Consider the following 12,238-nt stretch of genomic DNA (forward strand, 5'->3'; position numbering starts at 1 on the left):
GATCCGGTCAGCGGGGCTTTCTCGGCGCAAGTCAGGCTTCGGGTGCCTTGACGGGTTCCTCGACGCCGTCGGCCTGCCGCTTCCCGAGCAGCGAGTGCCGCCGGCTGTAGGCGAAGTAGATCAGCACACCGACGACCATCCAGGCGACGAACCGCAGCCAGGTCAGCACGGTCAGGTTCAGCATCAGCCACAGGCACGCGAGGATCGCCAGGATCGGGATCAGCGGCACCAGCGGCACCTTGAACGCGCGGGGCAGGTCGGGCCGCGTCCGGCGCAGGACCAGCACGCCCGCCGAGACCAGCACGAACGCGAAGAGCGTGCCGACGTTGACCATCTCTTCGAGCTTGTCCGCCGGGAAGAAGCCCGCCGCGAGCGCGACCAGGCCGCCGACGATCAGCGTCGCGCGCTTCGGCGTGCCGTGCTCGCCGGTCTTGGCCAGCCCGCGCGGCATCAGGCCGTCGCGCGACATCGCGTAGATGATCCGGACCTGGCCGAGCATCAGCACCATGACGACCGTGGTCAGGCCGGCCAGCGCGCCGAAGGAGATGATGTTGGCCGCCCAGTCGACGCCGTTCGCGGCGAACGCCGTGGCAAGGGTCTTGTGGCTGCCGTCGCCCGCCGAGGTGGCCAGGTCCTTGTACGACGTCATGCCGACGACCACCAGCGACACCGCGACGTACAGCACGGTCACGATCGCCAGCGAGCCCATGATCCCGCGCGGGACGGCCTTCTGCGGGTTCTTCGTCTCCTCGGCGGTGGTCGCGACGATGTCGAAGCCGATGAACGCGAAGAACACCAGCGAGGCGCCGGCCAGCAGGCCGAAGACGCCGAACGAGCTGCTCGCCCCACCCGCGATCAGCGAGAACAGCGACTGGTCGACGCCGGTCTCGCCCGAGCCGCCGGTCGAGCCCGGCGGGATGTACGGCGAGTAGTTGGCGCCCTTGATGTAGAAAATGCCGAGGATGATCACGAACAGCACGACGGCGACCTTGATGCCGGTGATCACCATCGAGACCCGCGACGAGAGTTTCGTGCCGACGGCCAGCAGCGTCGTCAAGATCGCCACGACGAGCAGCGCGCCCCAGTCGACGGTGACGCTGCCGATGTCGAACGTCGTCTTGGTGCCCTTGCCGAAGAGGTAGCCGAGCACCGTCTCGAGGTAGACCGACCAGCCCTTGGACACCGCGGCCGCGCCGACGGCGAGCTCGAGGATCAGGTCCCAGCCGATGATCCACGCCATGAACTCGCCGAAAGTGGCGTAGGAGAACGTGTACGCGCTGCCCGCGACGGGCACGGTCGACGCGAATTCCGCGTAGCACAACGCCGCCAGCGCGCAGGCGATCGCGGCGAAGACGAAGGCCAGCGAGACCGACGGGCCGGCGTAGTCACCGGCCGTGCGCGCGGTGAGCGTGAAGATACCGGCGCCGATGACGACCGCGACGCCGAAGACCGTGAGGTCCCACGCGCTCAGGTTCCGGCGGAGCTTCGTATCCGGCTCGTCGGTGTCCTTAATGGACTGTTCGATCGATTTAGTGCGCCACAATCCCGTTCCGGGCACCGTTGACCTCCTGCGGCTGGCCTGCATGTATCGCAGTGGGTCACCCTATCGGGTCAGCCGCGTGACGGCTCGTTGAGAAGCTACTTCGCGAGACTGCGGTCGAGGTCCGGCTCGAGGTAGATCAGCTTCGCGACGGGCACCTTGGCGCGGACGCGCGCTTCGGCGTCGTCGATGGCCGTGGCCAGCTCGGCGGTGTCGAGGCCGGGCACCATCGCCAGCTTCGCGGCGACGAGCAGCTCGTCCGGGCCGAGGTACTGGGTGCGGATGTGGATGACGCGCTCGACCTTGCCCGCGGCGAGCTCGTCGACGATCGTCGCGAGGACACCTTCGTTCGCGCCCTCGCCGATGAGCAGGCTCTTCATCTCGACGATCAGGATGACCGCGATCACGCCGAGCAGCAGGCCGATGCCGAGGGTGCCGATCCCGTCCCAGACCGGGTTGCCGGTGACGACGGACAGCCCGACGCCGAGCAGCGCCAGGACGAGGCCGATCAGCGCGCCGGCGTCCTCGAGGAGGACGACGGGCAGCTCCGGCTCCTTGGCCTGGCGGATGAAGCCCCACCAGGTGGCGTCGCCCTTGATCTTCCTGGACTCGCCGACGGCGGTGTAGAAGCTGTAACCCTCCAGGGCCACGGCGACGAGCAGGATGACCACCGCGACGATCGGCGAGTCGAGGGGCTCGGGGTGGCCGATCTTGTGGATGCCTTCGTAGATCGCGAAGGCCGAGCCCAGGGTGAAGAGCATGAGGGCGACGATGAAGGAGTAGAAGTACCGGTCCCGGCCGTAGCCGAAGGGGTGCTCCTTGTCGGCGGCCCGCTTCGACGTCTTCTGGCCGAGCAGCAGCAGGCCCTGGTTCGTGGTGTCGGCCAGCGAGTGCACGGACTCCGCGAGCATCGACGACGACCCGGTGACGAGGAAGCCGACGAACTTCGCGGCCGCGATCCCGGCGTTGGCCCCGAGCGCGGCGATGATCGCCTTGGTTCCGCCTCCAGCTGACACGACCGCTCCCCTGGTTGGTCCCGTATGTCCGGGTGGAGCCTAATAGGGCCGCTCCGGCCGCGGCGTCACCGGCCGGGCAATCGCTCAGGCGATGGCGGCGATGTCCCCGTCGTCGAAGTAGATCGCCTGGTGAAGCCGCCCTCCCAGAGCGACGGCGTAGCGGGCGAGGACCTCCAGGCCGGAGACCTTGCCCTGTTCGATCTGCGAGACGCGGCCCTTGGTGACGCCCATCCGCTCGGCCAGCTGCTGCTGGGTCAGGCCCCGACCGCGGCGGATTTCGGCGAGCCGATGCCCTTGAACCGTCGCGAGGAGCTCCTGCTTGCCCGCTTCGACAGCTTCCTCGCCGCCGGCCCGCTCGACATGCGCCGCGCGGACGTCCTTCCAGCGCGTGTACCCCGTCATGGTTGCCCCTCCTCTGCTTCACGTTCCTTCAGATAGCGGTCATAGCGGTCTTCCGCCAACGGGATCGCCTCTCGGTACCAGGAATTCCATTGTCCTGCCTTGTCGCCGGCGACGAGCAGCACGCTGGACCGCCAAGGGTCGAAGACGAACAGGATGCGAACCGTGCCCGGCCGTAATTCCTTCAGGTTCTGGATCTTCGAGCCGGTGATCGTGTCGACCAGCGGTCGCCCCAGGCCAGGGCCACCCTCCGCCAGCGCGTCGATCGCTTGGACGACGCGAGCGTGCGTCGAGTCATCCAGTTGCCCGATCCACTCGATGACTTCGTCGACGACATAGATTTCCCAATCCTGCCCACCCATCACCCGAGTATAGCGATCACTATACCCCACGAACGGGCGAACGCCGGGCGAGACCGTCACCTTCGGCGAACCACCGGTTTCTGTCGGACCCCTTCGCTACGGTGACCGCTCCGGCACTGGGGTAGGTGGACATGGCTCACTTCGGCGTGCTCGGGCCGCTCGCCATCGAGGGGCCGCCCGGGCACTGGATCACGCTGCGCGGCGACCGGCAGCGCACGCTGCTGGCCGTGCTGCTGCTCAACGCGAACCAGCACGTCCACGTCGACGTCCTGGTCGAAGCGCTGTGGCCGGAGCGGCCGCCGAAGTCCTACGCCTCCAACCTGCACACCTACCTTTCGCGGCTGCGCGAGCGGATCGACGGCCTGCGCGTCGACCACGGGCCGCTCGGCTACCGGCTGTGCGTCGAGCCCGCCGAGCTCGACCTGCTCGTCTTCCGGGCGGCCGTCGCGGACGGGCAGCGGGCCGGAGACGCAGTCGCCGCGTCGCGGCACTACCGGCGGGCGCTCGCGCAGTGGCGCGGGCCCGTGCTGGCCGGGCTGCACGTCCCGCGGCTCGACGCCGACGTCGCGCGGCTGGAGTCCGAGCGGCTCGCCGTGTTCGAGGACTGCGTCGACGCCGAGCTCACCGCGGGGCGCCACGGCGAGCTGACCGGCGAGCTGCAGGCCATGATCACCGAACACCCGCTGCGCGAACGGCTGGCCGCGCAGCTGATGATCGCGCTGCACCGGGCCGGGCGGCAGGGCGACTCGCTGGAGATCTACCGGCGGCTGCGGACGACGCTGATCGAGGAGCTGGGCGTCGAACCGGGTGCCGAGGCCCGCCGCGTGCACGCCGCCGTCCTGCGTGGGGAGGACCCGGTGCCGCGCATGCCGCCGCCGGTCTGGCCGGTGTGCCAGCTGCCGCCGGACATCGCGGACTTCACCGGCCGCGAGGCCGAGCTGGCCGAGCTGACCGGCGTGCTGGGCGGCGACACCGGCGTCCCGGTGGCCGTGCTCAGCGGCGAACCGGGCGCGGGCAAGAGCACCCTCGCCGTCCGCGCGGCGCACCGGCTGCGGGCGCGGTTCCCCGACGGCCAGCTGTACGTGCCGCTGGGGCGTGACATCGGCGAGGTGCTGGCTGACCTGCTGCGTGCGCTCGGGGTGCCCGGCCCGGCGGTGCCGGACGACGTCCGCGCCCGCGCGGCCGTGTTCCGCGGCCGGCTGGCCGACCGGCGGGTGCTGGTGGTGCTCGACGACGCCGTCGACCCCGAGCACGTCCGCGCCCTGCTGCCGGGCACGCCGGGCTGCGCGGTGCTGGTCACCAGCAGGCAGCGGCTGAGCGGGCTGGCCGGCGCGCACCGGCTGGCGCTCGGCCCGCTGTCCGACGCCGAAGCGGCCGAGCTGCTGCACCGCCTCGCCGGGGCGCGCGTGGCCCGCGAGCGCGCGGAGGCGGGGCGGATCATCGCGGCGTGCGCGCGGTTGCCGCTGGCCCTGCGGATCGCGGGCAGCAGGCTGGCCATCCGCCCGCACCTGCGGCTCGGCGAGCTGGCCGACCGGCTGGAGGACGAGGTCCGCCGCCTCGACGAGCTGACCGTGAGCGACCTCGCCGTCCGGAGCAGCATCGCGCTGAGCCACGACGGGCTGCGGCCCCCGGCGCGGCGCGCGTTCCGGCTGCTGGGGCGGTGCCGGCTGGTCGACCTGCCGGCGTGGGCGGTCACGACGCTGATCGGCACCCCGGACGCCGACGAAGCGGTCGAAGAGCTCGTCGAAGCGAGCCTGCTCGAGACGCGCGGCCCGGACGCGACCGGCGAGGGCCGGTACCGGATGCACGACCTCGTCCGGTTGTACGCGGCCGAGGAGCGGGCCGGCGAGGGCGGCACGGCGACGGTGCTGGCGGCGACCCTCGCGCTCGCCGACGCCGCCGCGGCCCGGCTGCCGCGCACGGTGCCGATGCCGGCGGTCGCCCACTCGCCGTTGCCGCAGCCGTTGCCGGACGCGCTGGTGTCGCGGCTGCTGGAGCGTCCGGAGGACTGGTTCTCGGCCGAGCGCGCGAACCTGGCGCGGCTGATCGGCTCGCTGCCCGCCCGGGAAGCGTTGCTGCTGCTGGACAAGCTGAGCGTGTACCTGTACCTGCACGGGCACTACGCGGACCTGCGCGCGGCGTACGAAACGGTGCTGGCGGCCGCGGAAGACCGCGCGACGGCGGTGCTCGCGGAGGCGAACCTGGCCCTGCTGCGGCACACGCGCGGCCAGTACCTCGAGGCGGCGTCCGCGTACCGCTCGTGCGCGAAGGAGCTCGAAGCCATCGGCGACCGGAGTACGCACGCGTGGGTCGCGGCGAACCTGGCGCACTGCCTGATCGGGCTGGGCCGCGCCGAAGAGGCGTTGCACACGGCCGCCGAGGCCCGCGAACTGTTCACTGTGGACGGTCAGCAGGAGGCGCACCTGGTCCGGGCGGCGGAGTCGGCGGCCCTGCTGCGGCTGGGCCGGGTGGCGGACGCGCACGGGGTCGGCGAGCTGGCGCTCGCGGCGGCCCGCGAAACGGACGATCCGCGCCGGATCGGCATGGCATTGCACGACTTCGCGTGGTCGGCCCTGCTGACGGGCGCCGACGCGCAGGCGGCGACGGCGATCGAAGAGTCGGTGGCGCTCCTGCGCGGCACGGTGGCGCGTTCGGCGTTGGCCAAGTCGTTGCGCACGCTGGGCGCGATCTCGGCGGCGACGGGCTCACGGCCCCGTGCGACGGCGGCGTTCGAGGAAGCCCGGGCGCTGGCTCGCGACCTCGACGAGCGCCCCCGGGAGTTGTCGTGCACCCGGGCGATCGCGGCGAGCTGGATCGGCGAAGGCTGCGCGCCGGAGGCGATCCCGGTGTTGCGGGCGTGCCTGGCGGAGTTCCGCGCGATGGGCGGCCGGTCGGCGACGGGGTTGACTTGGCTGGTCCTCGCCCGGGCGTGCGAAGCAGTGGGCGACTCGGCAGCGGCGGCGGAAGCGGCCGAGGAGGCGGAGAGCCTGGCAGACCCCCGGGACGCGAGCGCGGCCGCCTTGCGGCGGGCACTGCTCGCGCTGACCGAGCCGGCCCTCCCGTGACCGCGCCCGGCCGACGCAAAACGGGGTGGTGCCGCCCCCTCGCGGCACCACCCCAGCCCACGGACGCCGGGCCCCGCGACCGGCGTCACCCCCAGAGGGCTAGTGACCCTTGCGGGCCTTCGCGTACCGGTTGATCGCCGGCAGCCACGACAGCACCACGGCCACCAGGCCCGTCGCCAGCACCAGCCACGCCACCGCCCGGATCGCCGCCGTTCCGCCCTCGACGTCCGTCGCCAGGCGCAGAGCCAGGCCCGCGTTGGCCAGGGCGGTCAGCGTCAGCAGCACCCGCACCCACACCGCTGCCCGCAGTGCCAGCAGCGCCCACACCAGGAGCAGCACGCCGAAGAAGATCGCCACCGCGCCGCGGACCTGGAGCGTGCTCTGCACCTCGTCCAGGGCCGCCTGCAGCAGGGCGCCGCCGTCGGCCTTGACCGACTCCGCCGACGCGCCGGTGATCGACGCGATCGTCTCCGCCGCGACGTCGAGCGCCAGGTCGCGGCCGCCGGCGAAGTACAGGACCCCGTCGACGATCGCCGCCAGCGCCGACAGCACGGCCACCCCCACCAGCGCCAGCAGCGCTCCGGGCCGGGACGGTGCCGCGACCGGGGCAGGCTGGGGAAGCCCGGTCGCGGCATCGGGATAGGAAGTCACAAGCTCGTTCTCCTCGAAAATCGACACGAGGGGGCGTAACAACCACCCCCACGAGCGATAGTGGAGAAGAGCACCACACGGAACGCACACAGAACCGCGCGGAAGTCAGTCCTCGCAGGTTCCCGCGGTCGCCCGGAACAGCTGCGCCCGTTCGCCGCCCAGCGGGCGGACGTGCACCGGCGGGTCCGCCGCCGGCAGCCACACCGACTGACCCCGCCGCAGCTCGACCTTCTCGCCGTCGTCGGCCGTCACCAGCAGGTCGCCCGCCGTGCACAGCAGGATCTGCGGGCCCACGCTGTCGACCGAGATCTCGTCGTCCTGGCCCGCGGCCCACTCGACGCGCGACAGCTCGAACTCCGGCGCGTCCGTGTGGTAGACCGCCATCCGGCCGCCGGCGTCGCCGCACTGGACCGGCATCTCGCCGCACGCGAAGTCGACCACGCGCAGCAGCTCCGGCACGTCCACGTGCTTCGGCGTCAGCCCGCACCGCAGGATGTTGTCCGAGTTCGCCAGGATCTCCACGGCCGTGCCGTGCAGGTACAGGTGCAGGTTGCCGGCCGGCAGGTAGATCGCCTCGCCCGCGCGCAGGGTCAGCCGGTTCAGCAGCAACGCCGCCAGTACGCCGGCGTCGCGCGGGTGCGCCTCGCCGAGCTCCAGGATCGTCCGGCACTCGACCGCGAACTCGCCGTGCTCCTGGACGTGCTTCACGCACGCGTCGAGCACCTCCGGCAGCAGCGAGTCCAGCGCGGACTGCGGCAGCGTGATCCACGTCGTGAACAGCGCCCGCAGCCCCGACGGGTCCGGCTGGGCCTCCAGCAGGCCCGTGTACTTCGCCAGCCCGGGCGTCTCGATCGCCTTCAGCAGCTTCACCGTGCGGTCCGGCGCGCGGAACCCGGCCAGCGCGTGGAACTCCGTGAGCGCGCAGACCAGCTCCGGCTTCGCCGTCGGGTCCGGGTAGTTGCGGTTGGCCGCGTCGCGCGGGATGCCCAGCTTCTCCTCGCGGGCGTGCCCCTCCGCGGCCTGCGCCGCCGACGGGTGCGCCTGCATCGACAGCGGCTCCTCGGCCGCGAGGATCTTCAGCAGGAACGGCAGCCGCCCGCCCCACCGCTTCGCGCACCGCTCGCCGAGCTGCGTCACCGGGTCGGCGTCCACCAGCTCGAGCAGGCTCCGCTCGGTCCCGTCGGGGCCGATGACGTGCGACGGATCACCCGGGTGGGCGCCCATCCACAGCTCGGCCTCGGGGTGCGGCGCGGGTACCGGACGGCCCAGCAGCTCGGGGATCGCCGTCCGCGATCCCCAGGCGTAGGGCCGCACCGCGTTGCGCAGCAGCTCCACTGTCACCTCAACTCCACTCCTTCGGCGCCGGCCGGGGCCGGTGCTCGGCGGGTCTCACGCCGTCGCGGGCGCGAAGCGGCCCGCGCCGCCGATGCTCCCCGCCGCCAGCCCGAGATAGACCGCCGCCAGTTCGAACCGCAGCGCCAGCACCGCGGCTCGCACGATTTCGTCCGCCTCGATCTCCTCGGCGGGTGCGATGACGTCCGCACCGGGCAGCAGATCCTCGGCTTGGTAGCGCGCCGCGTCCGTGGCCGGACCGGTCCGCACCGAGAGGAGCAGCACCCGGGTCGGGATGTCACCTGATGGATCGTCCGGATCGGCGAAGATGTCACGCTCCGCGCCACTCGATTGCGCGGCCCGCCGCAGTGCGGGACGCGCAAGAGCCTGACGATAGTCCTCGACGTCGCACACCGTAGCCGCATGGGCGGCGAACGCGTGCGCAGCGTGTTCACCGACGGCGACCGCGACCGGGTCCAGCCCCCACAGCAGCGGCACGCGGTCGGCGACCCGCAGCGCGAGCGCCTTGGCCGGGTTCGCGAACGACTCCCGGGCCAGGTAGTCCTTCTCGGCTTCCAGGTCGAGCTGGTCGGCCAGCACCTGGACGTCGGAGATCAGCAGGCCCAGCGCGTTCGCGGTGAGCAGCCCGGCGGCCAGGCCGCGCGGGAACGCCAGTTCCGGCGGCACCGGGATCCGCGGCGCCAGCAGCACGCCCTTGCCGGCGACGGCGGCCGCCACCGGGCCTTCCGCCGGCGCCGAGAGCACGACGGAGGCGCCGTAGCGCGCGGCGCGCTCGAGCGACGCGGCGAGCTCGCGGTCGCCGGGGTCGTCGGTGTGCGCGAAGACGACGTCGAGCGCGCCGATCCAGCTCGGCACCACCTCGGCGACGACGACCGGCACCGGGCACGACGGCGTCAGCAGGGCCGCCAGCAGCCGCGTGAGCGTGCGGCTCACGCCCGGCCGGTCGATCAGCACGAGGGCGCGCGGGCGGCCCATGTCGAGCCGCTCGGACAGCTCCAGCTCGGCGGCCAGCTCGGCGGTCGCGCGCACCTGGGCGCCCGCCATCGCCGCGGCTCGGAGCAGCCCCGCGCTGTCGGCCTCGGCCAGCCGCGCGGGGTCGTCCAGCAGGGTGTCGTCAAGCACTGTCGGCATCGGACTTCCCGTTGTCCCCGGGCAGGGTCGCCTCGTCCAGGAGCAGCACCGGGATGCCGTCACGGACCGGGTACACCCGGCCGCACTCCGTGCACGTCAGCGCGTCGGCCTCGGGGTCGCCCGGCGCGCCGGGACGCAGCGGGGCGTGATCGGGCGACGGGCACGCCAGGATCTCGAGGAGCTGGGCGTCGAGCGTGATGGCCATGGTTCCTCCATACCACGCAGAGGGGTGTGGTGAAGGGCACCTTCCGGACACGGTTGCGGCGCCCTCCACCGGGGACGGTCAGTTGCGGATGATCGCGAGTACCTCGTCCACCAGCCCTTGCACGGCCTCGGCGTTCGCGGCTTCGACGTTCAGCCGGAGCAGCGGTTCGGTGTTCGACGGGCGCAGGTTGAACCAGGCGCCGCCCGGCAGCTGCACGGTGAGGCCGTCCAGCTCGTCGACCTCGACGCCGGAGCGGGTGCCGAAGGTGTCCTTGACGGCCATCATCTTGGCGACCTGGTCGTCGACCGTGGAGTTGATCTCCCCCGAAGCCGCGTAGCGCGAGTACGCGCTGGTCAGCTCGGACAGCGGACCGGTCTGCTCGCCGAGCGCGGCGAGGACGTGCAGCGCGGCCAGCATGCCGGTGTCGGCGCGCCAGAAGTCGCGGAAGTAGTAGTGCGCGGAGTGCTCGCCGCCGAAGATGGCGCCGGTGCGGGCCATCTCGGCCTTGATGAACGAGTGGCCGACGCGGGTGCGGACCGGCTTGCCGCCGTGCTCGGCGACGATCTCCGGCACGCCCTTGGACGTGATCAGGTTGTGGATGATCGTGCCGCCCGGGTCCTTCGCCAGCTCGCGCACGGCGACCAGCGCGGTGATCGCGCTCGGCGAAACCGGCTCGCCGCGCTCGTCGACGATGAAGCAGCGGTCGGCGTCGCCGTCGAACGCGACGCCGGCGTCCGCGCCGACCTCGCGCACCTTGGCCTGCAGGTCGACGATGTTCGCCGGGTCCAGCGGGTTGGCCTCGTGGTTGGGGAAGCTGCCGTCGAGCTCGAAGTACATCGGCACGACCTCGATCGGCAGACCGTCGAAGACGGTGGGGACGGTGTGCCCGCCCATGCCGTTGCCGGCGTCGACCACGATCTTCAGCGGCCGGCTGCCCGACAGGTCGACGAGGTTGCGCAGGTAAGCGGCGTAGTCGGCGAGGACGTCCCGCTCGCTGACGGTGCCGCGCTGGCCCTCGAACTCGGGCACGCCCTGCTCGACGGTGTCGCGGATCTCGGCGAGGCCGGTGTCCTGGCCGACCGGCGACGCGCCCGCGCGGCACATCTTGATGCCGTTGTACTTGGCCGGGTTGTGGCTCGCGGTGAACATCGCGCCCGGCAGGTTCAGCGAACCCGAGGCGAAGTACAGCTGGTCGGTGCTGGCCAGCCCGATGCTCACGACGTCGAGGCCCTGCGAGGTGACGCCCTCGGCGAAGGCCGCCGACAGCCCCGGCGACGAGTCCCGCATGTCGTGCCCGATCACCACGGCCGGCGCTTCCGGCTTGATGAGCAGGGCGAACGCGGCGCCGAAGTCGCGGACGAGGTCCGCGTCGAGCTGCTCGCCGACCACGCCGCGAATGTCGTAGGCCTTCACGATGCCCGAAAGGTCTGGCACGCCGTCTCCCCGCGAATAGTCGTCCCGGCGCCCGCTGCGCCGCGCGGAAAGCCTACCGGCGGGGTGGGTGGGTTACGCGTTCAGGCGCGACCGGGGAGGACCCGCAGGTGGCCGCGGCGCCCGGACGGGCCCTCCGGCTCGGGAGCGGGGGCCGGTTTGCCGGGGCGGCCGGCCTCGCGCACGGCTTCGGCCAGCGCCGTCAGCTCGTCGGCCGACGGGTCCGGCGCGGCGAAGGCGCCTTCGTGCCGGACAACTTCCCAGCCCTTGGGGACGGTCAGCCGCAGCGCGTGGGCTTCGCAGAGGTCGTAGGAGTGCGGCTCGGAAGCGGTGGCCAGAGGACCGACGACGGCGGTGGAGTCGCTGTAGGCATACGTCAGCGTGGCCACAGCCGGCTCGAGGCAGCCGGTACGCGAACACTTCCGTACGTTCCGCACGATCGGAAACGATAGCGCGTCGCCGCAAGGTAGGAGGAGCGACACGCGCTGGGACGCGCCGACCGCATAGACTTCCGGGGTGGCGACGGCTCGTGACTACCGACAGCGGCGGCGTTCGCGACGGGACCGGCACGGCCGGGGCCTGCGCGGGACGCTGTACCCGGCGACCCTGCCCGCCGCCGCGAGCCGCGCGGAACGGTTCGACGCGCTGGTGCTCGACGCGCTCGAGCCGATCGAAGCCCGCTGGCGCCACGAGCTGACGAAGCTGGACGTGGCGGTCGACGACGTGCCCGAGGTCCGCGAGAACGGCCGGGCGCCATCGGACGGCGTGCTGCACGACGGCGCGGTGCCGCTGTCGCGCCTGGTCCCGGCGGGGGTGGACCGGACGGGCATGCCGACGCGGGCCCGGATCGTGTTGTACCGGCGGCCGCTGGAGGCGCGGGCGAAGGACCCGTCGGAACTGGCGGACCTGGTGCACGACGTGCTGGTGGAGCAGGTGGCGGGGTATCTCGGCGTGGAGCCGGACGTCATCGAAGGCGAGTAGCGGCGGGCTGAGGCTCGCTGCGCACCGCCGGCCGGCAACGCAAGCTCTGCCGCGGCAGAAGGCAAAGACTGTCCTCGCCGGACGGGCAGGCTCTGGGATGACCC

The 12,238-nt window shown here is 72.5% G+C and carries 12 protein-coding genes; 2 read left to right on the forward strand and 10 right to left on the reverse strand.

Translation table 11 applies throughout. From position 1 onward, the window contains the following. Nucleotides 1-31: 31 nt before the first annotated feature. The 4 genes from ACWEVP_RS30510 to ACWEVP_RS30525 all read right to left on the reverse strand — a co-directional run bounded on the left by ACWEVP_RS30510 (nt 32) and on the right by ACWEVP_RS30525 (nt 3,317). Nucleotides 32-1,558 carry an amino acid permease gene (locus tag ACWEVP_RS30510; protein WP_452066010.1) on the reverse strand — a complete coding sequence of 509 codons (1,527 nt, stop codon included), beginning with the start codon at nt 1,556-1,558 and terminating at the stop codon, nt 32-34. Between the two features lie 80 nt (nt 1,559-1,638). Continuing rightward, nucleotides 1,639-2,556, reverse strand: coding sequence for a cation diffusion facilitator family transporter (locus ACWEVP_RS30515; RefSeq protein WP_452066011.1), 918 nt, complete (start codon nt 2,554-2,556; stop codon nt 1,639-1,641). Nucleotides 2,557-2,640: 84 nt separating this feature from the next. Beyond that, nucleotides 2,641-2,958 (reverse strand): helix-turn-helix domain-containing protein, encoded by a 318-nt coding sequence (locus ACWEVP_RS30520; protein WP_452066012.1) that lies wholly within the window; start codon nt 2,956-2,958, stop codon nt 2,641-2,643. Continuing rightward, complete coding sequence (locus ACWEVP_RS30525; RefSeq protein ID WP_452066013.1) at nt 2,955-3,317, reverse strand: type II toxin-antitoxin system RelE/ParE family toxin; 363 nt, start codon at nt 3,315-3,317, stop codon at nt 2,955-2,957. The genes ACWEVP_RS30520 and ACWEVP_RS30525 overlap by 4 nt, the downstream gene beginning before the upstream one ends. Before the next feature lie 131 nt (nt 3,318-3,448). Between ACWEVP_RS30525 and ACWEVP_RS30530 the strand changes: the two genes are divergently transcribed. Continuing rightward, the gene (locus ACWEVP_RS30530; protein WP_452066014.1) at nt 3,449-6,382 is read left to right on the forward strand and encodes a BTAD domain-containing putative transcriptional regulator; all 2,934 of its coding nucleotides are present in this window, start codon (nt 3,449-3,451) and stop codon (nt 6,380-6,382) included. Between the two features lie 99 nt (nt 6,383-6,481). On the opposite strand, the gene ACWEVP_RS30535 is transcribed toward ACWEVP_RS30530, so the two are convergent. From ACWEVP_RS30535 to ACWEVP_RS30560, 6 genes are all read right to left on the reverse strand, one after another. After that, nucleotides 6,482-7,033, reverse strand: coding sequence for a hypothetical protein (locus ACWEVP_RS30535; RefSeq protein ID WP_452066015.1), 552 nt, complete (start codon nt 7,031-7,033; stop codon nt 6,482-6,484). 105 nt (nt 7,034-7,138) lie between these two features. Further along, nucleotides 7,139-8,368, reverse strand: coding sequence for a mannose-6-phosphate isomerase, class I (manA, locus tag ACWEVP_RS30540; RefSeq protein ID WP_452066094.1), 1,230 nt, complete (start codon nt 8,366-8,368; stop codon nt 7,139-7,141). A 54-nt stretch (nt 8,369-8,422) separates the two neighbouring features. Further along, the gene (locus tag ACWEVP_RS30545) at nt 8,423-9,517 is read right to left on the reverse strand and encodes a hypothetical protein (protein WP_452066016.1); all 1,095 of its coding nucleotides are present in this window, start codon (nt 9,515-9,517) and stop codon (nt 8,423-8,425) included. Further along, nucleotides 9,501-9,722, reverse strand: a complete 222-nt coding sequence (locus ACWEVP_RS30550) for a Trm112 family protein (RefSeq protein WP_452066017.1) — start codon at nt 9,720-9,722, stop codon at nt 9,501-9,503. Before ACWEVP_RS30550 ends, ACWEVP_RS30545 begins: the two co-directional genes overlap by 17 nt. Nucleotides 9,723-9,800: 78 nt before the next feature. Beyond that, nucleotides 9,801-11,156: a phosphomannomutase/phosphoglucomutase gene (locus tag ACWEVP_RS30555; protein WP_452066018.1), complete on the reverse strand. Its 1,356-nt coding sequence runs from the start codon at nt 11,154-11,156 to the stop codon at nt 9,801-9,803. 80 nt (nt 11,157-11,236) lie between these two features. Next, nucleotides 11,237-11,590 (reverse strand): DUF3499 domain-containing protein, encoded by a 354-nt coding sequence (locus ACWEVP_RS30560; RefSeq protein ID WP_086677666.1) that lies wholly within the window; start codon nt 11,588-11,590, stop codon nt 11,237-11,239. Nucleotides 11,591-11,669: 79 nt separating this feature from the next. Here ACWEVP_RS30560 and ACWEVP_RS30565 point away from each other — a divergent pair, with 79 nt between their 5' ends. Beyond that, on the forward strand, nt 11,670-12,134 hold the full coding sequence (locus tag ACWEVP_RS30565; protein WP_167379605.1) for a metallopeptidase family protein: 465 nt from the start codon (nt 11,670-11,672) through the stop codon (nt 12,132-12,134). The last annotated feature ends 104 nt before the right edge of the window (nt 12,135-12,238 follow it).

The sequence above is a fragment of the Amycolatopsis sp. NPDC003865 genome (assembly GCF_053605345.1).